This window comes from Microbacterium azadirachtae, from assembly GCF_000956545.1.
GTDB lineage: Bacteria > Actinomycetota > Actinomycetes > Actinomycetales > Microbacteriaceae > Microbacterium > Microbacterium azadirachtae.
This window is the reverse complement of record NZ_JYIT01000085.1, coordinates 54396-73601: the sequence shown is the minus strand read 5'-3', so window position 1 is coordinate 73601 and position 19206 is coordinate 54396. Positions and strand designations below refer to the sequence as shown.

23 protein-coding genes, 4 tRNA genes and 1 pseudogene are annotated in these 19206 nt (G+C 68.6%); 11 read left to right on the top strand and 17 right to left on the bottom strand.

Going from position 1 to position 19206, the window contains the following annotated elements:
• Positions 1 to 106 precede the first annotated feature (106 nt).
• Complete coding sequence (locus RL72_RS16440; RefSeq protein ID WP_220387404.1) at positions 107 to 1378, bottom strand: low temperature requirement protein A; 1272 nt, start codon at positions 1376 to 1378, stop codon at positions 107 to 109.
• A 39-nt stretch (positions 1379 to 1417) separates the two neighbouring features.
• Positions 1418 to 2038, bottom strand: coding sequence for a YdcF family protein (locus tag RL72_RS16435; RefSeq protein ID WP_045251960.1), 621 nt, complete (start codon positions 2036 to 2038; stop codon positions 1418 to 1420).
• Positions 2039 to 2804: 766 nt separating this feature from the next.
• On the opposite strand from RL72_RS16435, the gene RL72_RS16430 reads away from it, so the two are divergent.
• The 6 genes from RL72_RS16430 to RL72_RS16410 all read left to right on the top strand — a co-directional run bounded on the left by RL72_RS16430 (position 2805) and on the right by RL72_RS16410 (position 6008).
• The gene (locus RL72_RS16430; RefSeq protein ID WP_045251959.1) at positions 2805 to 3317 is read left to right on the top strand and encodes a hypothetical protein; all 513 of its coding nucleotides are present in this window, start codon (positions 2805 to 2807) and stop codon (positions 3315 to 3317) included.
• Positions 3318 to 3700: 383 nt separating this feature from the next.
• Complete coding sequence (locus RL72_RS16425) at positions 3701 to 3976, top strand: hypothetical protein (RefSeq protein ID WP_045251958.1); 276 nt, start codon at positions 3701 to 3703, stop codon at positions 3974 to 3976.
• Between the two features lie 116 nt (positions 3977 to 4092).
• Positions 4093 to 4371 (top strand): hypothetical protein, encoded by a 279-nt coding sequence (locus RL72_RS16420; protein WP_045251957.1) that lies wholly within the window; start codon positions 4093 to 4095, stop codon positions 4369 to 4371.
• Between the two features lie 227 nt (positions 4372 to 4598).
• A complete protein-coding gene (locus RL72_RS19950) occupies positions 4599 to 5114 on the top strand; it encodes a hypothetical protein (RefSeq protein WP_169748251.1) in 516 nt (171 codons plus the stop codon).
• On the top strand, positions 5071 to 5604 hold the full coding sequence (locus RL72_RS16415; RefSeq protein ID WP_169748250.1) for a helix-turn-helix domain-containing protein: 534 nt from the start codon (positions 5071 to 5073) through the stop codon (positions 5602 to 5604). Before RL72_RS19950 ends, RL72_RS16415 begins: the two co-directional genes overlap by 44 nt.
• 50 nt (positions 5605 to 5654) lie before the next feature.
• Complete coding sequence (locus RL72_RS16410; RefSeq protein WP_045251955.1) at positions 5655 to 6008, top strand: hypothetical protein; 354 nt, start codon at positions 5655 to 5657, stop codon at positions 6006 to 6008.
• Here RL72_RS16410 and RL72_RS16405 read toward each other — a convergent pair.
• From RL72_RS16405 to RL72_RS16370, 9 genes and pseudogenes are all read right to left on the bottom strand, one after another.
• Positions 6005 to 6187, bottom strand: a complete 183-nt coding sequence (locus tag RL72_RS16405; protein ID WP_045251954.1) for a hypothetical protein — start codon at positions 6185 to 6187, stop codon at positions 6005 to 6007. The genes RL72_RS16410 and RL72_RS16405 overlap by 4 nt on opposite strands.
• Before the next feature lie 117 nt (positions 6188 to 6304).
• Positions 6305 to 7093 carry a hypothetical protein gene (locus RL72_RS20155; RefSeq protein ID WP_169748248.1) on the bottom strand — a complete coding sequence of 263 codons (789 nt, stop codon included), beginning with the start codon at positions 7091 to 7093 and terminating at the stop codon, positions 6305 to 6307.
• Between the two features lie 24 nt (positions 7094 to 7117).
• Positions 7118 to 7225: pseudogene (locus RL72_RS20520) on the bottom strand (DUF2510 domain-containing protein); the annotation flags it as partial.
• 299 nt (positions 7226 to 7524) lie between these two features.
• Positions 7525 to 7725: a hypothetical protein gene (locus RL72_RS16395; RefSeq protein WP_045251952.1), complete on the bottom strand. Its 201-nt coding sequence runs from the start codon at positions 7723 to 7725 to the stop codon at positions 7525 to 7527.
• 11 nt (positions 7726 to 7736) lie between these two features.
• Positions 7737 to 8270, bottom strand: a complete 534-nt coding sequence (locus tag RL72_RS16390) for a hypothetical protein (protein WP_156156826.1) — start codon at positions 8268 to 8270, stop codon at positions 7737 to 7739.
• A gap of 115 nt (positions 8271 to 8385) precedes the next feature.
• Positions 8386 to 8457, bottom strand: a tRNA-Val gene (locus tag RL72_RS16385).
• 29 nt (positions 8458 to 8486) lie between these two features.
• Positions 8487 to 8557 (bottom strand) — tRNA-Cys (locus tag RL72_RS16380).
• A 48-nt stretch (positions 8558 to 8605) separates the two neighbouring features.
• A tRNA-Gly gene (locus RL72_RS16375) sits at positions 8606 to 8681 on the bottom strand.
• Between the two features lie 96 nt (positions 8682 to 8777).
• Positions 8778 to 9179 (bottom strand): nuclear transport factor 2 family protein, encoded by a 402-nt coding sequence (locus RL72_RS16370; RefSeq protein ID WP_169748249.1) that lies wholly within the window; start codon positions 9177 to 9179, stop codon positions 8778 to 8780.
• A 98-nt stretch (positions 9180 to 9277) separates the two neighbouring features.
• On the opposite strand from RL72_RS16370, the gene RL72_RS16365 reads away from it, so the two are divergent.
• Positions 9278 to 10108 carry a MerR family transcriptional regulator gene (locus tag RL72_RS16365; protein ID WP_045251949.1) on the top strand — a complete coding sequence of 277 codons (831 nt, stop codon included), beginning with the start codon at positions 9278 to 9280 and terminating at the stop codon, positions 10106 to 10108.
• Between the two features lie 116 nt (positions 10109 to 10224).
• Positions 10225 to 10581 (top strand): VOC family protein, encoded by a 357-nt coding sequence (locus RL72_RS16360; protein ID WP_211256074.1) that lies wholly within the window; start codon positions 10225 to 10227, stop codon positions 10579 to 10581.
• Between the two features lie 25 nt (positions 10582 to 10606).
• Here RL72_RS16360 and RL72_RS16355 read toward each other — a convergent pair whose 3' ends face one another.
• The 4 genes from RL72_RS16355 to RL72_RS16340 all read right to left on the bottom strand — a co-directional run bounded on the left by RL72_RS16355 (position 10607) and on the right by RL72_RS16340 (position 12451).
• Positions 10607 to 11401 (bottom strand): SDR family NAD(P)-dependent oxidoreductase, encoded by a 795-nt coding sequence (locus RL72_RS16355; protein ID WP_045251947.1) that lies wholly within the window; start codon positions 11399 to 11401, stop codon positions 10607 to 10609.
• Between the two features lie 91 nt (positions 11402 to 11492).
• Positions 11493 to 11807 (bottom strand): ArsR/SmtB family transcription factor, encoded by a 315-nt coding sequence (locus tag RL72_RS16350; protein ID WP_045251946.1) that lies wholly within the window; start codon positions 11805 to 11807, stop codon positions 11493 to 11495.
• On the bottom strand, positions 11804 to 12286 hold the full coding sequence (locus RL72_RS16345; protein ID WP_045251945.1) for an SRPBCC domain-containing protein: 483 nt from the start codon (positions 12284 to 12286) through the stop codon (positions 11804 to 11806). Before RL72_RS16345 ends, RL72_RS16350 begins: the two co-directional genes overlap by 4 nt.
• A gap of 89 nt (positions 12287 to 12375) precedes the next feature.
• Positions 12376 to 12451 (bottom strand) — tRNA-Val (locus RL72_RS16340).
• Between the two features lie 139 nt (positions 12452 to 12590).
• On the opposite strand from RL72_RS16340, the gene RL72_RS16335 reads away from it, so the two are divergent.
• Positions 12591 to 14594 (top strand): ATP-dependent helicase, encoded by a 2004-nt coding sequence (locus RL72_RS16335; protein WP_045251944.1) that lies wholly within the window; start codon positions 12591 to 12593, stop codon positions 14592 to 14594.
• Positions 14595 to 14612: 18 nt separating this feature from the next.
• On the opposite strand, the gene RL72_RS16330 is transcribed toward RL72_RS16335, so the two are convergent.
• Together RL72_RS16330 and pta are read right to left on the bottom strand one after the other, a co-directional pair.
• Positions 14613 to 15803, bottom strand: coding sequence for an acetate/propionate family kinase (locus RL72_RS16330; RefSeq protein ID WP_045251943.1), 1191 nt, complete (start codon positions 15801 to 15803; stop codon positions 14613 to 14615).
• Positions 15800 to 17932: a phosphate acetyltransferase gene (gene pta / locus RL72_RS16325; protein WP_045251942.1), complete on the bottom strand. Its 2133-nt coding sequence runs from the start codon at positions 17930 to 17932 to the stop codon at positions 15800 to 15802. Before pta ends, RL72_RS16330 begins: the two co-directional genes overlap by 4 nt.
• Positions 17933 to 18015: 83 nt before the next feature.
• On the opposite strand from pta, the gene RL72_RS16320 reads away from it, so the two are divergent.
• Entirely contained in the window at positions 18016 to 18627 is a 612-nt protein-coding gene (locus RL72_RS16320) for a TetR/AcrR family transcriptional regulator (protein ID WP_045251941.1), read from the top strand.
• On the top strand, positions 18624 to 19190 hold the full coding sequence (locus RL72_RS16315) for a hypothetical protein (protein WP_045251940.1): 567 nt from the start codon (positions 18624 to 18626) through the stop codon (positions 19188 to 19190). The genes RL72_RS16320 and RL72_RS16315 overlap by 4 nt, the downstream gene beginning before the upstream one ends.
• Positions 19191 to 19206: the final 16 nt, after the last annotated feature.

Genomic DNA, 19206 nt, shown 5'->3' with positions numbered 1-19206 from the left:
GCTTCGGACGCGTCGGCGCCCTGCCCGCTCAGGCCCTGAGAGTTCGCGTGCCGGTGACGGCGACGACGGTCGCGTGCGTCTGCCGGGCGAAGTCCATAGGAGAATCCTACGCCGCCCGGTCCCGCGACCCGACCAGCGAGCCGCCGAGAGCCTCGTCGAGGTGCCTCCATCCGCCGGCCTCGTACACCACGACCAGCAGCACCGGGCCGGCCAGCACGACCAGCAGGCTCGCCCACAGCGGCCATCCGGCCGCGGCCAGGACGATGCCCACGGCCGGCAGCACGCCCGCGAGCAGGTGCAGGGGCAGGCCCCGAGTGCGCCGGCGCACGAGGTACAGGTGCAGCAGCGCGAGCGACAGTACGAACACCATGACCGGGACGGCGATCGCCAGGATGACCGTGACGGTGGAGAGGGCATGCTCGCCGTAGGCGTAGCCGATCAGGTGCAGTCCCGCACCGACCGCGGCGATGCTGGCGAAGACCAGGGCGTGCCCGTACCCCCAGACGAAGGCGCGGTCGCGGTGCGCAGCCAGGACCGCACCGGACGGGAGCATGGTGTAGATCCACCAGAGTGCGAAAGTCATCGCGATGCCCGCGCCGATGACCACGATCGTGTCGACCGTCCACCCCTTGGTCTCGGCGATCTCCTGTGCGGCCGCGAGCGTGCCGATCACCGTCTCGCCGAGGGCGATGATCGCCAGCAGCGAGTAGCGCTCGGCGATGTGATGGGGGTGCCAGGGAGTGCCGCGCTCCTCCCCTTCGCCCTTGCGCTCCGCGACGACAGGCCCGCCCAGCTCGACGAGCCAGCACAGCCCTGCCGCGATGATCGCCGTGCCGAACGGCAGCGGCGCCCAGGCCACGACGACCCAGCCGAGCTGAGCGATCGCGATGAAGACGACGTACGTGAGCGCGTGCCGTCGGAACGCGGGGTCGCGGGCGGCGCGGAGCCATTGGGCCAGCAGCCCGACGCGCATCACGATGTATCCCGACACCATCACACGGTTGTCGAAGACGCCGTGCGACTCGACCGACTCGAACATCTGCGGCAGACCGATCGCGAGCACGATCACGCCGGCCATCTGCACCATCGTGAAGAGCCGGAACAGCCAGTCGTCCGTGTCGAACGCGGACGCGAACCAGGAGAAGTTGATCCACGCCCAGACGACCGCGGCCATCGCGAAGGCGAACGCTCCGACCGCGGCTCCGCCGTGTCCGGCCGCGATGCCGGAGGCGAGCTGCGCTCCCGCCACCCCGAACGATGCGGCGAACACGAGGTCGTACAGGGCCTCGAGGGGCGTCGCCGCGCGGTGCTTCTCGTGCCTGGCCCGGCCGCGCATCGGGCTCAGCCCGTGCCGGTACCTTTCTCCCGCGTTCGTCATGCCGCTCCCCCGTCCCCTCGGATCCGTGCAGCGTCCAACCTAGCGCGGCTGCGGGTCCCGTCTCCTCGCGCCTCCTGCGGTACCGCTTCGCCGCCGCTCGAGGAGGGCGAGGGCCGCCGCGACAGCCTTGATGACGGGGATCTCCCCGAAGCGGTCGTCGTCGGCCCGGATGAGCCGACGGCCCAGGTCTGCGCGGCGTGCGCGCAGCAGCGCGCGGGCCCGCTCGGCATGCAGCGCGTTGGAGACGATCGCGATCTCGTCGGCGTCCTCGAGGAGAGGAATCGTGTTCCGGATGTTCTCCTCGGTCGAACGGCTCTCCGTTTCGAGGAGCAGAGGTCCGGCGTAGCCCCGCTCGGCCGCATAGCGGGCGAGGATCTGCGCCTCCGGCTCGGGGCCGCGCACCGCGCCGCCCGAGAAGATCACCACGTCGTGCTGTGAGCGCAGCGTGCGCAGCCCCGCACGCACTCGGAAGCGGTTCACCGCGTTGGCGCGCGAGGAGCGATTTCCGTACCCGAGGACCAGGACGGTCCGGCGTGCGCCAGGGCGCCCTTCCTCCAGGCCGCGCGTGCTCGCGCGCTGCGACACCAGCTGGCCCCAGACAAGGAACGCGATCCCCACCGAGGCGAGCACGGCCGATACCGCGAGAAGGCTCTTCCGCATGCCTCCAGGTTATGCACGCCCCGCCGGCGCCGGCGGGGCGGACGGCACGTTCCGGAAACGACGAAACCCCCGGAGGACCGGGGGTTTCTGCTGTGCGCGATACTGGAAACGAACAAGTGCAGGCTCACCCCATAGCACCCGTGTGATCCGCAGTTCTCTCGCGTTATCACTGCGACGCCGAAGATGTCCACGTGGCGGCGCTCATCGATGCCGTGAGGGCATCACGGCCGCAGAACACGCGAAGGATCTGGAGGAGCTGTTGTCCTCCCGGCTCGTGACCTCGGCGCTCCCGACGCCATCGAGAAGCACCCGGCCGAACGGGAGACGACCGTGGGCAGGGCCTGGCACGACGCCCTCGCGTCCACCCCACGCATTGCTCGGACGGCACGGCTTAGGGGTAGGGAAGGAAACCGGCGCCGGCGCTCGCCCGAGATGAGGAGAGGCCATGCCGGCGAAGACCAGACGGAAGACACGCGAGCCGTTCGGCCGTATCGACGTCGCCGTACCTCTAGTGAAGGCGTTCAACACGCTCCCCGTGGAGAAGACGCAGTGGCAGCCTCCCCGACCGGAGCAAACAGAGACCTGTGGGTTCGCCCACGAGATCTCTGTTTGCTCCGGATTCGTCCTCGGCGCTGCACGTCTCTCGAGGGCTTCGCGACGCAAGACGTGTGCGCACCGCGCATGTAGGTAGGTGGAGAACCTATCGGATCTCCGGAGGTGCCCGGTTCTGCGCAGCCTCCCCATTCTCACCCTCTGGAGTAACCACATGAACATGACACCCGAGCAGCCGGTCCGCATCAGCGAAGCCGAGCTCAAGAACGCTTTCGCCTACACCCACCGCGACCTCGATCCCGCAGATCTCGAGGAGATGTTTCGGATCGAGCAGCGCGTCGACGCCGTTCTTGAAGCGTCGCCCGATCTGCGTTCTCGCCTCGGCGACCCGGACCCGCATGAGTTCACTCGCATTCCAGTCTTGGAGGAAGCCGGAAATGTCGTCAGGGCGGCTCTACGCGAAATCACCCAGCAAGGTGAAGAGGAGCGCCTCGACGATGCGACGCTCGCGGTCCTCAACCTCCTCGAGGACGCCGACGCTCTGTCTTGGCCGGTGACAGAACGACATGCTCACAATGCCGACTTCGCCATGGATACAGCCCGTGCTCTCCTGCTCGCGGCCGCAGGCCCGTCGATGGAGTTCGTGAGCTGCGACCTGTTGGAGCAGGTCGCCGACACGATCGCCTCAATGCTGCCGCTTCCGGGCGATCCGGTCGTGATCGAATAGATCGACAACGAGTAGCCCGGGATGGATGGGATCAAGAGGTTCGTCGCGTCTCTTGGTGTCGCGCACCGGAGCGGCCCCTGGAAATGCCGTGGAGCAGCAGCACTCGGCTGATTCGACCCCAAGCTTTCGATCGGTTGTCCCCGAGCGTTAGCGAGCGGGGCATTCTTCGACACCGTCGCGACCCTTGGCAGAAGCCCCGTAGTTGTGCCTTGGCATGGCTACGGGACCTCTACTTCTGCTCTGCGGGTAACCGCTTCAACCTGGGGCGCCAGCTGATCGAGGTCGCTCTGATTGATAGAACATCGTGGCGGGCTCGCAGGACGCCGCCCACACGCGCCGACGTCGCGGGGGCTGCCCAGACCGCCCCGCAAAAGCGGTTCGAGGTGGACTCCGCCACGGTGTCCGCGAAGGACGCCAGCGACAAGTACGCCGCGACCCTCGCCCATCAGAGGCAGAACTTCATCGGCTCTGCGACCGCGGCTGGATTCAGCGCAGACCAGGTGCAGATCCACGCCGACAAGGTGTTCGCCCTTCCCCCGTCGAAGAGGATGACCGTCCTCGCGAACACGGGCCCAGCAGTCGGAACGATCGACGACTTCATCGCCGCTACGGGACTCTGCACGGCACGATCGAATACCGGGCCATCCTCCCCGACCTGAGCGATGCGGTCTCCGGCAACGGCCGGATGGGGACATACGCGACCGGTGGCCTCATCACCGGTCCCGACACCAGTACTTGCGATTCGATCCCGATCATAGCGCCGAACGGAGAGCACATGCTGACCGCCGAGGACGTGAGAGCAGCGCGCCGCCCGCGGCAGTTCGACACGTGGCGGGCCGCGATGCACTCCGGTTCGCTGCAGCACAACACCTACTCGGAACGCGTGTATGTCGCCTCTACACCGCAAGTCCACGTGACCATCGACGACCCCAGCGCCGCCGGCTCGGCGACCGCTCGGGTCGAGGCACCCGTGAGTATTCAGATGTTCGATCGGGATCCGTTGACGGTGGGTAAGCAGATCGGCCGCGGGATCGAGAGGGCGCTTCATGGATAGACCGGGCGCTATGCTCGCGCCATGAACCGCACACTCCTCTTCGCAGGATGCGCCCCAACATCGCCTGCGGCCACCTTGACGCCATCTGCGACCGCCGTGCACAAGATCGCTACCCATGTCTGTGAAGAGAGGGGTTACGAGTGACTGAGGTTGATCGCACTGAAACTACGGCGGCGGCCGAGGAGCCGGATCAGGGTTTACCTTTACCTAAACTTCAGCGTAGGGTAGTGGCCGAAGGTACCTATTTCGAAGTGAGTTGTGCCGTCGCGGCGGACAAGATAACCGCCCCGGCTTCCGACCTGCTCGACGAGCTCGAGTCGGGGATGTGGGCGGACCCAGGCGCCGAATCGCTCCCGGACGAGTATCAACCGAAATTGAGGACTCGCCTGTTGGCACACGTGAAGCAGCTAGCTTGCGAGGGCGAGCTCCCCCCGAATGCCTACAACCGTCTGGACGATGGGATCTGGGAACTGAAGGTTGAATCGATACGCGCCACGTTCTATGACACCGATGGAGAAGGCGGCTGGAGTCCGAAGCATGGCCAGAAGGTAGCCACCTGGAACGGTGGATACCGCTGGGACCTCCCCGACGACTTCGACGAGTACATACGACTTGGCCACTGTTTCGCCAAAGACGGACAGAAGACCCGGAAAGAGGATCTGGACGCAAGTTGCGCGATAAGGATGGAGGATGTTGAGCATGACCGGGAACCTGGAACGACAGCTGTCGACAGCGGCGCTTGAAGCTCAGACGCCGGAGGGCGCCCGCGAGCTGGCGGCCGCGGAGATCATGGTCAAGGCCTCGACGCTAATGTGGAAGGCCTTCGAGCAGAGTGGACTCACCCAGCGACAGTTGGCCGATGCTCTCGATGTCTCCGAGGGGCGCGTCTCTCAGATCCTCCACGGTGACGGGAATGTCCGGCTTTCGACCCTTGCCAGGTATCTGAGGGCCACCGGGTACTTGGCACGGCTGGAAGCGGAACCCGCTGATCCCTCGGTGCCGCCACTGCGTCGGCGCCAGCCGCGACGCGCCAGCAGACGCCAGGTTACTGATGAACACGACCTGTATGCGGTGCCAATCGAGCACGGAGGCGGCACGTACCTGAAGCTAACGGCGATGCCCGCCGGAGTTCCTTACGGCGCGCCCGAATTGGCGTCGGCGAACCACGTGGGAACTACGAACACCCGCATGGAGTGGTCTCCCATTGGCGTACGGGAAGTAGCCAACCGATGAGAATTTCAGTCGCAACACTGGCGGACGCAGTCAACGTACGAGAAGGAACGATGAGCATGCTTTCCGGCGGCGTCAACCTCCTGGCACGCGCGGAATACCCCGCAACTCTCGGCGTCGATCTGGCTGTGATGATTGAACTCGACCAAGACGACTTGATCAATGATCGCGACATTGAAGTTGGCGTCAGGATTGTCGGCCCAACCGGCTTCGACCCGGTCGAATTCGGTGGGCATCTGGGCTGGCAAGCCTCCGACTCTTGGCCGCAGTGCGTTCCAGCTCCGGTCCCCCTTCGTGAACTGGAGATCCCTTCTCCAGGAACCTACCAATTTCACCTCAAGGTCGCGGAACTCGACGAGATCGTCATCTTTGCCAACGCAACTCTGCTCGACACCCGGCCGCGCTAGCGAACTGGAGCGATAACGGTTGGCGCGGCGCGTTCCACGGTGCGAGAGTTGTTCACCTTCCGGTCGACGACGTACTGCTCGATGGTCGACGCGACCGCTACGGAGGATCCGTCGAGCAGGGCGATCCTGTCCTCGCGGCCGACGCGGTCGAGCTTCACCGGTTCGAGCCATGCGTCCATTGCTTCCGGGGTGAGGAATGCGGCATCCGGTCGTGGACCTCGCTGCCGGCATCGCACGCTTCCCGGGGTGACGACCTGCCGCCTCGACTTGCGAGGCGACGGGTCAATCGCGCGCGACTACTGGGGCGTTATCGACCAGTCGCCAGAGGAATTGACAGTGATGTACGCGGGGCCCGCGATCTTGACTGTTCCGCTGTAGGAACCAATCTCATTCACGATGAGCGGCGAGACGTTCCCGCGGCCGTACGCCATGACGAGGAAGTTCGACTCACCAACGTTCGTGACTGCAGCGGTCGTGAACTTGTCGCTCATCACGAGCACGGAATCTCCGTGACCGGATGCCGGGCCATGAGTCGGCGGGATGATGCTGAGATCATCGATCACAAGGGACCAATCCGCGTCTGCGTTGATCGTGAACTCCGTAGTCAGCGAGTTGTCGCGCACATTGATGAGGTGCTGACCGCTGTAGGCACCGATCTCGTTCACGATCAGCGATTCCGCGCCGTTGGACTTCAGCACGGTGTTACTTCCACATGCGTCGCAACGGAACGTGACCACTGCGGGAGCCGTGATGTTGACTGCCTCAACCATGTCGCCAGAACCGGAGAACTCCTGATGCGCCACCTTCGGTGCTGGAGCGGGAGGAGGCGTAGTCACCTTCGGCGCGGCTGGTGTCGGCGTCGTGGTCGGCGGAGCGGCCGCCGCGGGAGGTGTCGCGGTTGCGCCCGCCACAGCCTTCTTCATGCCGCCGTTGATCGCGCCGACGATGGCCACCAGAAGGATCACGCCCAACACCGACGCGAGCGTAATGAGGGGCCATTTTCTGCGCTTTTTGGGTGCGATCTCGGAAGACGCTAGATCACCGTTTGGTGAGTCGGTCGGCTCGGTTGCCGACTGCGCAGTCATGGGTGCGAGGCTCTGATTCCCCTGGTCCGAAACGTGGTCCGTCCATGCTGACCCGTCCCAGTACCTAAGTTCGTGCTGTCCGGTCGGGTCTGGGTGCCATGCGGCAGGAACATCAGCACTGTCATTGGTCATTGGTCCTCCAGCCGATCAGGTCGTGGCGCTCAGCATACTCACAGGGTTTGGTCAGTGCGTACACATGATTCATTTCCGCCTGCCTATAACTCACGCGACGAGCCCGAGAAGCCCACATCCTCAGCAAGGAGTCGGGATGGGCGTGAATCCGGCCTGCGGGGACCCGATCTGTAGCTTGACGAGCGATTCGCAGTCCCGGAACGCGTTCCAGGTGCGAAACAGGTAGAACAACGCCTGTCCCGGCAGGATGCGTCGAGAGGAGCCGGCCTGCAGGTCATTGCTGACTCGCCTCGAGAGCGTCAGGAAGGGGTCTCCAAGGCCGTTCTGGATGCCGTCACGAATCCGGTTGAAGAACTCGGTCGTGTCTCCACATCGATCTTGGAGAACTCGAGGAACGCCACCCCGAGCGCGCTGACGGGCAACCGGAGGTACCGGTACATGCCGCGTGCATGCCGAGCCGCGAACTCGATGTTGGGGATCGCGAGCACTGCGTCCGCCATCTCCCCTTTGGTCAGCTGCCTGTGCTTCCTCCGATGTGCGAGGCGGCCTGCTTGACGTCTCCATGCGTCCAGGCAGTGTGAAGCCGCGCGATTGCACCCACGTCCTTCGCATCGGCCCGGTCAGCCAGCCCGGTGATGACGAGCATGTCGCCCGTGTTGCGAGCGGCACCCGAGTCCAACACCACTAGCGCGTCCTCGCTGATTCCCCGCACCACTAGCACCCATGCGCCCTGGCCAGCCGCAGCAATCGCCTGGCATCGGTTCTGACCGTCGATCAGGCGCCCGCTGGTGTCGAACTTGATCGCTTCGCCTGTGACGACCCAGCGGGCGCTCTGGATGTCTCGCACGTACCCGTTGATGCGGCTCTTCCGCATGTTGCGGGTTCGGTCGATGTTGACCGCGAGCCACGCGACTGCCATCTCTGGTGTGACGAAGACGCACTCGGCGGTTTCCTGCCCGGGGCCGTACGCGATCGACGGCGAAGGTGTGGAGCTCGCGAAATCCTGTGTTGTTACGGCTGAGGCCGCGGACTTTTCCCTGTTCATACTGCGGTTCCAGTCACACAGCGGACGAGTTGCACTATTGCACGCACCTCCGAACGGGTGTTGCACGACCCGCCCGGAAACGACGAAACCCCCGGAGGACCGGGGGTTTCTGCTGTGCGCGATACTGGGATCGAACCAGTGACCTCTTCCGTGTCAGGGAAGCGCGCTACCGCTGCGCCAATCGCGCCTGTTCAGGCTATTCAATTGAGAAGAGCGAGGTGGCGACGGGATTCGAACCCGTGTAAACGGCTTTGCAGGCCGGTGCCTAGCCTCTCGGCCACGCCACCATGTGGATTCGAACCCACATGCCGAAGCCCCCGAAGGGGCTCCTGCACTGGAGCGGATGACGAGACTCGAACTCGCGACCCCAACCTTGGCAAGGTTGTGCGCTACCAACTGCGCTACATCCGCGTTTTGTGTTTTCCCCGGTGTCCCGGGCACTTGAAATACATTAGCCGAGGATCCGGCGTGCGCCAAACCGAGGCCCGTTCTCGGGCGTGTCCACGCTCATACCCGGGGGCTTTCCTGCGGCTCGGCACCGCCCCAATACACCCACCGCCACCCGTCGGCCCCGAGCGAGAACACCCGGGTCGTCGTGTACGGCACGCGGACCACCCCGCCGCTCTCCGTGAGGTCGACGCCGCCGAGGATCTGCGCCCAGGCCACATCCCCCCGGCGCCACACGCGCACCCGCTCGGGCACCCAGACGCGCCCCTGCGCGGCGATCGCCCCGGCGACGGCGATGACCCGCTCGGGACCGTCCATGAGCTCCCCCGCACCCGACCCGGCGACCGTCATGTCGGGGTGACCGAAGATCTCCGCGAAGTCGCTGCCCGGCGTCGACATCGCGGCATAGGTCCGCGCGATCAGAGCGCGGATCGCGTCGGCGGCGTCCGCGTCTGCTTCCATGGCGGTCAGCATAGACCTCGCCCCATGTCGGCGTGCATCGGGCTGCGAACCACGCGGAGGACCGGGCGGCCGAGTGGCCGAGTGGCAGAATGCCGGGCATGACCCATCACGGCGATGCTCTGCTGAGCATCGGAGACTTCTCGCGCTACGCGCGGATCAGCGTGCGGATGCTGCGTCACTACGACGAGCGCGGGCTTCTCGCACCGGCCGACGTGGACCCGTACACCGGCTACCGCCGATACGCGCCGGAGCAGCTGCGTCTCGCAGGCCGGATCCGATCGCTCCGCGATGCGGGCTGCGGGATCCCCCTGATCGCGGAGCTGCTGCCGCTGTTCCAGGAGTCGCCTGCGACGCTTCACGACCGCCTGGAGGCACACGTCGCGGGACTCGACGAGGCCGCAGAACAGCTCGCCGCGCAGCGGCGACTCGCCCGCTCCCTGATCGCCGGGATCGACGCTGCGCTGCCGGTCGTCGCCGAGCGGACCTTCGCTCCCGCCCGCGTGCTCGCCCTGCAGCGGACGGTGGCCTGCTATCCGGCGGAGGGCGAGCTGTGGTCCGACCTGCGCGACCTTCTCGCATCGCCCGCGGAGGTGGATCCGAGCCTCTTCGGAGACCTGACCGGTGCGACGTACTTCGACGCCGAGTACCGCGACGACGATGTGGAGATGGCCATCTGGCGCGAATACCACGGTCCTTTCACCCCGCGACGCGGGTTCGAGATCGTCGACCTCCCTGCCCGCCGGGTCGCCTGGACGACGCACCGCGGCGAGTTCGAGACGATCGGGCGGGCGACGCAGGCGCTCGGCGAGTGGATCGCCCAGCACGGCCGCACGCAGGTCGGGCCGGTCTTCACCGTGTACGTCGTCGGCCCCGGGCGAGTGAGCGATCCGGAGCAGTGGGTGACCGAGGTCAACATCCCGATCGCCTGATCACCGCTCCGAACCTCCGTGTTCGAAACCCGGGTTTGACTCTGCCACTGTGGCAGGTTCCAGCCTTGAGCTGCAGGCGCCGCGAACGGCCGGCGCCGCGGATCGAGAGGATCGGCATGATGGATGCACCCGAGAACACGGTGAACTACTTCGAGATCGGCACGCCCGACCCCGAGACGGCGAAGGCCTTCTACGGCGGACTCTTCGGCTGGCGGTTCGGTGCCGCGGGGCCGTCCGGCTACGGCATGGTGAACGAGACCGACGGCGGACTCTGGGACACCAGCGGGATCGGATCGGGCACCTGGGCGATCTTCTACGTCGAGGTCTCCGACATCCGGGCGAGCATCGACGCCGCGCTCGCCCGCGGCGCCGAGACCGTCCTACCCCTGGTGGACAACGGCGTCATCCTGTTCGCCCACCTGGCCGATCCCGCGGGCAACCGGTTCGGCGTGTGGCAGCGCAAGGCTGCCTGAGTCCTGGCAGTCCCGCTCGCCCGGCTCAGTCGACCAGGGCGCCCGCCGTGAGGTTGGCGATCGCCCCGGTCATCGATGAGGCCCGGTCGGACGCGGCGAAGGCGAGGTACTCCCCCACCTCCGCGAGCATCGGCAGCCTGCCGAGCGCGGTGGCACCCGTGAGGCCCTGGATCCACTCGTCCATCCCGATGCCGGAGGCGTCGGCGATGCGGCCGAACATCGCGTTCGCGTAGGAGGTCGCGAGGGCGTCGGAGATCGCGTGCGGGCGCACGCAGACGACCCGGATGCCGTCCGGGCCGAGTTCGCCGGCGAGAGCCCGCGAGAAGCCCTCGAGCCCGGCGGACTGGGCCGCGTTGCCGATCAGGCCGCGTCCGGTCAGCCGGGCTCCGGGGGTCGAGATCGTCAAGATCACGCCGGCGCGCTGCGCGACCATGTGGCGCGCGGCGGCCTTCGCCGTGAGGAAGTTCGTCCTCAGGTAGCCGTCGATCGGATGCAGGTAGTCGTCGACCGAGGTCTCCGCGATCGACAGCCCCTGCACGTGATCGAACCCGACCGCGTTCAGCGTGATGTCGATGCGGCCGGCGGCCTCGGCGACCTGATCCGCGTGCCGTTCGACCGCGGCGGGATCCGAGGCGTCGACCACCGCGGTCGAGACCTCGGCCCCCTCGGCTCGCGCGGCGGCCGCCGCCTCCTCCAGCCGGGACATCGTGCGCCCCGCGAGGAACAGCCGGGCGCCTTCCCGTGCGAAGACCCTGGCGGCGGCCGATCCGATCGATCCGCCCCCGCCGTAGATGACCGCGACCTTGTTCTGCAGCAGCATGATGCGCTCTCCCTGTCCGTATATGCAACCTTAGGATTGCACTTACGTCACCGAAGAAGCAACCCTTGAGTTGCAAAAAGGCGGAGTCGGATCAGAGCCCTTCGGCGATCTCCTTGATCCGGGCCAGGCGACCCTCCCACTCGCGCCCGATCGCGTCGAGCCGTCGCGCCGTCGCGCTGAGCTCGGAGCCGACGACGCGGTAGCGCACCTCCCGTCCGACGCGCACCGATTCGACCAGCCCGACCTCGGCCAGCACCGACAGGTGCTTCGCGATCGCCTGCCGCGAGACCGGGAAGCGCGCGGCCAGGGCGGACGCCGAAGCGGCCCCCTCTCCGAGGGCGACGAGGATGCTCCACCGCGTCTCGTCACCGAGCGCCGCGAAGACCGGGACCAGGGCCTGCGTCATCGCTCCCCCTCGATCAGCGCCACGAGCTTGTCGAGCTCGAAGTCCCAGCCCCGACGATGACTCTCGAGGTTCGCGATCGGATCGGACGTGCGCTCGAAGCCCGATTCGACCACGGTGAGCCGCGTCCCCTCGCCCTGCGCCGCGAGAGTGAAGGTGAAGACGGTCGAGGAGGCCTCGTCGACCTGCGCCGGCAGCATGCCGAGCGCATCGTCGTTGTTCCAGCGATAGGTCACCGAGCGCTCCGGATCGATCGCCTCGACGCGGATCGGTATCGCCCCGTATCCCTCGAAGCTCATCGTGCCGTGCGCCCCCGCGCCGTCGCCGAGCAGGACTGTGCGCCCGAACCACCGCGACAGGAGCTCCGGATCCGTGACCGCGCGCCAGACCTTCGGCACGGGAGCGGCGATGTCGATGCTGCGCGTGACGCGGAACGCGCCTTCGTCGACGACGGATGCGTTCCTGCCGGTCGTGCTCGCCACGGTCGCCTCCTGCGCATCGGGAAGGGCGTCGAACGCCGTTCTGCAACTGCGAGGTTACATCACGACACGTCGTGCGGAGGAGGGAGGAATGGTGGGCGATGCCGGACTCGAACCGACGACCTCTTCCGTGTGAAGGAAGCGCGCTACCAACTGCGCCAATCGCCCTTGCGGGTTTTGCGTGCCCTGAGGCACAGGTAAAGAGCATACCCGATTCGGGGCGGTCCCTCCGACCAGGCCGTCCGCCGGGCGTGGCGCACCCGCGTCGCCGAGGACGATGTCGGCGGGCACGGATACCGTCGCCCGCATGGACACCGCAGAGCTGGTCGAGGACCTGGACGAGGCGCAGCGCCGCGCCGTCGAGCACGGCGACGGACCGCTCGTCGTCGCGACGGGCGCGGGGACCGGGAAGACGCGCGTGCTCACCAGCCGGGTGGCCCGGCTCATCGACGCCGGCGTGCCGCCGGAACGGATCCTGCTGCTGACGTTCACCCGCCGGGCCGCCGCGGCGATGACGTCTCGCGCTGCCGCGATGGTCGGCGACACCGCGCTCGCCCAGCGGATCGCCGGAGGGACGTTCCACTCCGTCGCCCACCGGGTGGTCGCGGAGTACTCGCAGCATCTGGGGCTGGCCGACGTGACCGTGCTCGCGCCGGACGACATCGTCGACCTGATCGACCTGCTGCGCAGCGAGCACGGGCTGGACGGCACGGACCGGCGGATGCCGACGAGCAGGGCGATCGCCGACATCGCATCCCGCGCGGTGAGCCTGGAGCGCCCCGGACGCGAGGTGATCTCCGAGCAGTTCCCGTGGGCGCTCGGCCACGTCGACCCGATCATGGCGCTTCTGCGCGCCTACGCGCAGCGCAAGCGGTCGCGCGGCCTGCTCGACCTCGACGATCTGCTGGTCGCGTGGCGTTCGCTGGTGCGGGATCCCGACGTGGGCGCGCGCCTCAGGGCGCGCTGGGACTGGGTGCTCGTGGACGAGTACCAGGACGTCAACCGCGTGCAGGCGGACATCGTCCAGGAGCTCTGCCCCGACGGGCGGGGCCTCACCGTCGTCGGCGACGATGCGCAGGCCATCTACGGGTTCCGCGGTGCCGGCGCGGGGCAGCTGCAGGAGGTGCTCGACCGTCTCCCCCATGCCGACCTGATCCGGCTCGAGCGCAACTTCCGCTCGACGCAGCCGATCCTCGACCTCGCCAACGCGACCCGCCCGGAGGAGTTCCCGATCCGGCTGTTCGCGGACCGCGCGGCCCCGGCGGTGCGTCCCGAGCTCGTACGGTGCGAGAACGCGGACGATGAGGCGCGTGCCGTCGCCGATCGCATCCTCGCCGCCCATGCCGACGGCGTTCCGCTGCGGGAGCAGGCGGTGCTGATGCGGACCGGATCCCACAGCGCGCTGCTCGAGATCGAGCTCACCGTGCGCGACGTCCCGTTCAAGAAGTTCGGGGGGATCGGCTACCTCGAGACCGCCCACGTCCGCGATCTGCTCGCGGCGTTCCGCGTCGTGCTCAATCCCCACGACGAGATCGCGTGGTACCGCCTGCTCACGCGCCACCGGGGGCTGGGGAAAGTCAGCGCCCGGCGCCTCGCCGGGGTGCTCGCCGATCAGGGCATCGCCGGCGGCCCCGAGGCGATCGCCGCAGCTCCGGCGACCGCGCGGGTGGGCCTCGCCACGACGCTGTCGCTGCTCGGCGTGGTCGATGGCGACTCCCCGGTCTCCGAGCTCGTCGAGGCGTGCCACGACGCCGTGTCGACGCTCCTCGAGCAGCACTATCCCGACTGGCAGCGGCGGGCGAGCGACGTCACCGCCGTGGCCGAGGCCGCGGGCCGCCGGAGCGATCTGCGGTCGTTCGTCGGCGAGCAGGCGATCGACCCGGTCGCGGCCTCCGGCGACTGGGCCGGGCAGCCGCACCTCGATGAGGACTGGGTGACGCTCTCCACGATCCACTCGGCCAAGGGCCTGGAGTGGTCGGCCGTGCACCTGCTGCGGGCCACCGACGGCGCCATCCCCTCCGACATGGCGCTCACCTCGCGGGCGGGGCTGGAAGAGGAGCGGCGCCTCTTCTACGTCGGTCTCACCCGGGCGCGTGACACCCTGAGCGTCTACGCCCCCGACATCCTGCCCACGCACCCGACCGCGTTCACGGCCCGCCACGTCCAGGCCAAGCCGAGCCGCTTCCTGACCAGCGCAGCGCTCGCGTGCCTCGACGTCGTCGACACGCGCGTCCAGGCTCCCCTCGCCACAGCGGCCGCGCCCCCGAGCCCCCGGGTGCGCATGGACGGCCTCGACGCCCTGTTCGCCTGAGCGCCGAGCCGCACGCCGTCAGGGCAGGATCTGCGCCGCCTGCCGCGCGATCTCCAGCTCCTCGTTCGTCGGCACCACCAGCACCGTCACGCGCGACTCGTCGGTGGAGATCACCCGGATCCCCCGGCCGGCGGACTCGTTGCGCAGCGGATCGATCTCGACGCCGGCGAAACCCAGCGTCGCCATGGCCTCCCGGCGCACGAGCGCGTTGTTCTCCCCCACGCCGGCCGTGAAGGAGATCACGTCCACACCTCCGAGCTGGGCGATGTAGGCGCCGGCGTAGCTGCGCAGCCGATGGATGTAGACCTCGAACGCGAGCGACGCGGCCTCGTCCCCCGCCTCGGCGCGCGCGAGCACGTCACGCATGTCCGAGACGCCGGCCAGCCCCTTCAGACCACTGCGGGTGTTCAGCAGCTCGTCCAGGTCCGCGACGGTGAGCGACGCCCGCCGGGCCAGCGTGAACAGGACCGCAGGATCGATGTCGCCCGAACGCGTCCCCATGACGAGCCCTTCGAGCGGCGTCATGCCCATCGACGTCTCGACGGACCGCCCGCCGCGCACGGCCGTGACGGACGCGCCGTTGCCGAGGTGGAAGACGAGCTGACGCAGGTCTTCGCGGTCACCCCCTACGAACGCGGCCGCGGCCGTCGAGACGTACTTGTGCGAGGTGCCGTGGAAGCCGTACCTCCGGATCCGATACGTCTCGGCGAGATCGCGGTCGATCGCGTAGGTGTACGCGGCGGGAGGGAGCGTCTGGTGGAAGGCGGTGTCGAACACGGCCACCTGGGGCACGTCCGGGAACGCGCGCTCCGCGGCTCGGATGCCCTGCAGGGCGCCCGGGTTGTGCAGCGGGGCGAGGGCCGCGAGCTCCTCGATGTCGGCCTCCACTCGCGGGGTGATCACGGTGGGCTCGAAGAACCGCGCCCCTCCGTGCACCACGCGGTGCCCGACCGCCACCGGCGCCGCGTCCTCCAGGGAGGGGCCGTGCTCGGCGAACGCTTCCAGCATCACCTGGAATCCGGCGGTGTGGTCCGGGATCGGCAGCGTGCGCTCGGTCTCGGCACCCGTCGCGTCGACATGCACCGCACGGCCCTGATCCTGCCCGATCCGCTCGACGAGACCGGATGCGAGCGCGGAGCCGGATCCGGAGTCGACCAGCTGGTACTTGAACGACGAGGATCCGCTGTTGATCACCAGCACCACGCTCATGCGCGATCCCCCTGGGCCTGGATCGCCGTGATCGCGATCGTGTTGACGATGTCCTCGACGAGCGCGCCGCGGGAGAGGTCGTTGATCGGCTTGTTCAGCCCCTGCAGGACCGGTCCCATGGCGACCGCGCCCGCGGAGCGCTGCACGGCCTTGTACGTGTTGTTGCCTGTGTTCAGATCCGGGAAGACGAACACCGTCGCCCGCCCCGCCACGGACGATCCCGGCAGCTTCGCCCGGGCCACGGCGGCGTCCGCGGCGGCGTCGTACTGGATCGGCCCCTCCACCGGCAGCTCCGGGGCGCGCGTGCGCACCAGCGCCGTCGCCGCGCGCACCTTCTCGACCTCGGCGCCGGAGCCGGAGTCGCCGGTCGAGTACGACAGCATCGCCACGCGCGGATCGATGCCGAACGCCTTCGCGGTCGCCGCGGAGGAGATCGCGATGTCGGCGAGCTGCTCGCTCGTCGGATCCGGGATCACGGCGCAATCCCCGTAGACGAGCACGCGGTCGGCGAGCGCCATGAGGAACACCGACGACACCACCGAGACGCCGGGACGCGTCTTGATGATCTCGAACGCGGGACGGATCGTGTGCGCCGTGGTATGCGCGGCACCCGACACCATGCCGTCCGCGAGGCCGAGGTGCACCATCAGCGTCCCGAAGTACGACACGTCCGTGACCGTGTCGGCGGCCTGCGCGAGCGTCACGCCCTTGTGCGCGCGGAGACGCGCGTACTCGGCCGCGAAGCGCGGCACGAGCTCGGGATCCGTCGGCGACACCACGCGCGCCGCGTCGAGGTCGACGCCCAGCTCCCGCGCCCTCGCCCGCACGGCCGTCTCGTCGCCGAGGATCACGAGGTCGGCGATGCCGCCGCTCAGCACGGCGCCCGCGGCACGGAGCACACGGTCGTCGCCTCCCTCCGGCAGCACGATCGTGCGGCGCTGGGTGCGCGCGCGGTCGAACAGCTCGTACTGGAACATGAGCGGGGTCACGACGTCGGAACGGGCGACGCCCAGCAGCGCGATGAGCGCAGGCACGTCGACGTGCTGCTCGAACAGCGCCAGGGCGCGCCCGACCCGATGCGGCGCGTCGACCGACAGGCGCCCGGGCGCGTTCATGATCCGCACGGTCGTGTCGTAGGTCCCGTGGTCGGTCGCGATGATCGGCACCCGCGGGCCGAGGCCGTCCAGCAGCCGCTCGATCGGCTCCGGCAGCGCGAAGGGCCCGTTCAGCACGATCGCCGCGATCGAGGGGAACGTGCCCGCCGCCTGCGCGAGCAGCGTCGCCAGCAGCACCTCCTCGCGATCCGCGGGGATCACGACCACCGCCGACTCGATGAGGCGCGGAAGCACGTTCACCATCGACATGCCGGCGATCACCACGTCCAGCACCTCGCGGTCCAGGAGTTCCTCGTCGCCCCGGGCGAGACGGCCTCCGAGCGCCTGCAGTACGCCGCGCACGGACGGCGCGACCAGGGGTGGATCCTCCGGGACGACCCAGACCGGCACCTCTCCGGCGGACTCGTCCCGGCGCTCTCGGAGCACCGCGGAGACCTCCGCTCGGATGTCGTCGGCCTGCCCCGGCTCCGCCCGGTTCACGATGATCGCGGAGAGCACGGCCCGCTCCTGCGCGAGCTCGGCGACGCCGAGGCGGGCCAGCTGCCCGAGCTGCACAGGAGTGCGCGCCGCCGTCGCCCCGAGCCGCTCGCCGTGCCCCGCGGTGTCGCGTCCGCCGAGGACGAGCAGCACCGGCGCACCCAGGTTCGCCGCGATGCGGGCGTTGACCCCGAGCTCCGCGGGTCCCGCGACGTCGGTGTAGTCGCTGCCGAGGATCACCACGGCGTCGCACTGCGCCTCCACCGCGTGGAAGCGCTCCACGATCCTCCCGAGCGCCGCGTCCGGATCCGCGTGCAGCTCGTCGTAGCCGACGCCGATGCAGTCCTGGGCGGGCAGCCCGATCCGCGTGCGCGAGAGCAGCATCTCCAGGACGTCGTCGCGGTCGCGGGAACGGGTGACGGGGCGGAACACCCCGATGCGAGCGGTCGCCCGGCTCAGCGCATCGATCACGCCCAGCGCGATCAGAGACTTGCCGGAATGGCCTTCGACGGACGTGATGAGGATGCTCTTCGCCACGCGCTCAGCCTACGGGCCGAAGCGACGCCGGAGCGCGTCGGGCGGGCTGCGCCAAACTAGCACGCCCGTGCTAGTTTGGACTCATGGTCAATCGGATCGATGCGGCGGAACGCCGCCGAGTGCTCGCCGAGGCGACGTGGCGGATCATCCTTCGCGACGGGCTCCCCGGCGTCTCCGTCCGTGCCGTCGCGGCCGAAGCCGGGCTCGCCGCCGGATCGGTGCGGCACTTCTTCCCCTCGCAGGCCGAGCTGATGAACTTCGCGATGACCGCCCTCGTGGAGACGGTGGCGATGCGGATCCGCGCTGCGGCCGAGATCCCCGACCTGCGCGAACGCGTGGCGGCGATGCTCGTCGAGCTCCTCCCGGTCACCGACCGCACCCATGCGGAGTTCGCCGCGTATCTCGAGTTCCTGGATCGGTCCCGCACCGACGCGTCGCTGCAGGCCGTCGCCGACGAGAGCGTCACGGCCGTGCGTGAGCTCATCGTCACCGTGCTGACGGATCTGCGCCGGCTCGGGATGGTCCGCGCCGATCTCGACCTCGACGAGGAGGCGATGCGGCTGCACGCGTTCGTGGACGGGCTCACGCTGCAGCTGCTCGTCGCCCCGGGGCTCAACTCGCGAGACAGGGCCCGCGGCGCGGTGCAGCGCTGGCTGAAGGATCTGGCCCCGCGCCGAGGAGAGGACGACGCATGATCATCGCAGGAATCCTCGGGGCCGAGGCGGGCTTCTGGATCGCGCTCGTCCTGGCGCTGGCCGCCCGCTATCTGCTGCGCCGCCGCACCCTCAGCACGGTGCTGCTGTGGTCCCTCCCCGTGATCGACCTCGCACTGCTCGCCTTCGTGGTGATCGACCTCGCCCGCGGATCGGCTCCCACGCCCTCCCACGCACTGGCGGCCTCCTACCTCGGCTTCACGATCGCCTTCGGCCATCCGCTGATCCGCTGGGCGGACGCGACCTTCGCCCGCCGATTCGCCGGGGTCGCGCGCCCTCCGAAGCCTGCCAAGGGCAGCGCCGCCTACGTGCGCGCCCTGTGGGTCGAGTGGCTGCGCGTCGTGCTGGCGGCCGCGATCGCGGCCGCGATCCTCGCGGTCCTCGCGCTCGTCGTCCGACGGGATCCGCTGCCGTCGACGCTGGAAGCGGCAGGGACGAATCCGCTCTGGGCGCAGATGATCACCCTCGCCGTCGTCGTGGCGGTGTGGTTCCTCGCCGGGCCCGCCTTCGCCCGGACGACGCCGGAGACGCGCACCTCGTCCTGAGTTCGACCGCGACCGT

Excerpts from the sequence above, each read along its gene's own strand:
- RL72_RS16440 (WP_220387404.1), bottom strand. The coding sequence starts at position 1,378 with ATGACGAACGCGGGAGAAAGGTACCGGCACGGGCTGAGCCCGATGCGC.
- RL72_RS16435 (WP_045251960.1), bottom strand. The coding sequence starts at position 2,038 with ATGCGGAAGAGCCTTCTCGCGGTATCGGCCGTGCTCGCCTCGGTGGGG.
- RL72_RS16430 (WP_045251959.1), top strand. The coding sequence starts at position 2,805 with ATGAACATGACACCCGAGCAGCCGGTCCGCATCAGCGAAGCCGAGCTC.
- RL72_RS16420 (WP_045251957.1), top strand. The coding sequence starts at position 4,093 with ATGCTGACCGCCGAGGACGTGAGAGCAGCGCGCCGCCCGCGGCAGTTC.
- RL72_RS16415 (WP_169748250.1), top strand. The coding sequence starts at position 5,071 with ATGACCGGGAACCTGGAACGACAGCTGTCGACAGCGGCGCTTGAAGCT.
- RL72_RS16410 (WP_045251955.1), top strand. The coding sequence starts at position 5,655 with ATGAGCATGCTTTCCGGCGGCGTCAACCTCCTGGCACGCGCGGAATAC.
- RL72_RS16405 (WP_045251954.1), bottom strand. The coding sequence starts at position 6,187 with ATGGACGCATGGCTCGAACCGGTGAAGCTCGACCGCGTCGGCCGCGAG.
- RL72_RS20155 (WP_169748248.1), bottom strand. The coding sequence starts at position 7,093 with ATGACTGCGCAGTCGGCAACCGAGCCGACCGACTCACCAAACGGTGAT.
- RL72_RS16395 (WP_045251952.1), bottom strand. The coding sequence starts at position 7,725 with ATGGCGGACGCAGTGCTCGCGATCCCCAACATCGAGTTCGCGGCTCGG.
- RL72_RS16390 (WP_156156826.1), bottom strand. The coding sequence starts at position 8,270 with ATGAACAGGGAAAAGTCCGCGGCCTCAGCCGTAACAACACAGGATTTC.
- RL72_RS16370 (WP_169748249.1), bottom strand. The coding sequence starts at position 9,179 with ATGGAAGCAGACGCGGACGCCGCCGACGCGATCCGCGCTCTGATCGCG.
- RL72_RS16365 (WP_045251949.1), top strand. The coding sequence starts at position 9,278 with ATGACCCATCACGGCGATGCTCTGCTGAGCATCGGAGACTTCTCGCGC.
- RL72_RS16360 (WP_211256074.1), top strand. The coding sequence starts at position 10,225 with ATGATGGATGCACCCGAGAACACGGTGAACTACTTCGAGATCGGCACG.
- RL72_RS16355 (WP_045251947.1), bottom strand. The coding sequence starts at position 11,401 with ATGCTGCTGCAGAACAAGGTCGCGGTCATCTACGGCGGGGGCGGATCG.
- RL72_RS16350 (WP_045251946.1), bottom strand. The coding sequence starts at position 11,807 with ATGACGCAGGCCCTGGTCCCGGTCTTCGCGGCGCTCGGTGACGAGACG.
- RL72_RS16335 (WP_045251944.1), top strand. The coding sequence starts at position 12,591 with ATGGACACCGCAGAGCTGGTCGAGGACCTGGACGAGGCGCAGCGCCGC.
- RL72_RS16330 (WP_045251943.1), bottom strand. The coding sequence starts at position 15,803 with ATGAGCGTGGTGCTGGTGATCAACAGCGGATCCTCGTCGTTCAAGTAC.
- RL72_RS16320 (WP_045251941.1), top strand. The coding sequence starts at position 18,016 with ATGGTCAATCGGATCGATGCGGCGGAACGCCGCCGAGTGCTCGCCGAG.
- RL72_RS16315 (WP_045251940.1), top strand. The coding sequence starts at position 18,624 with ATGATCATCGCAGGAATCCTCGGGGCCGAGGCGGGCTTCTGGATCGCG.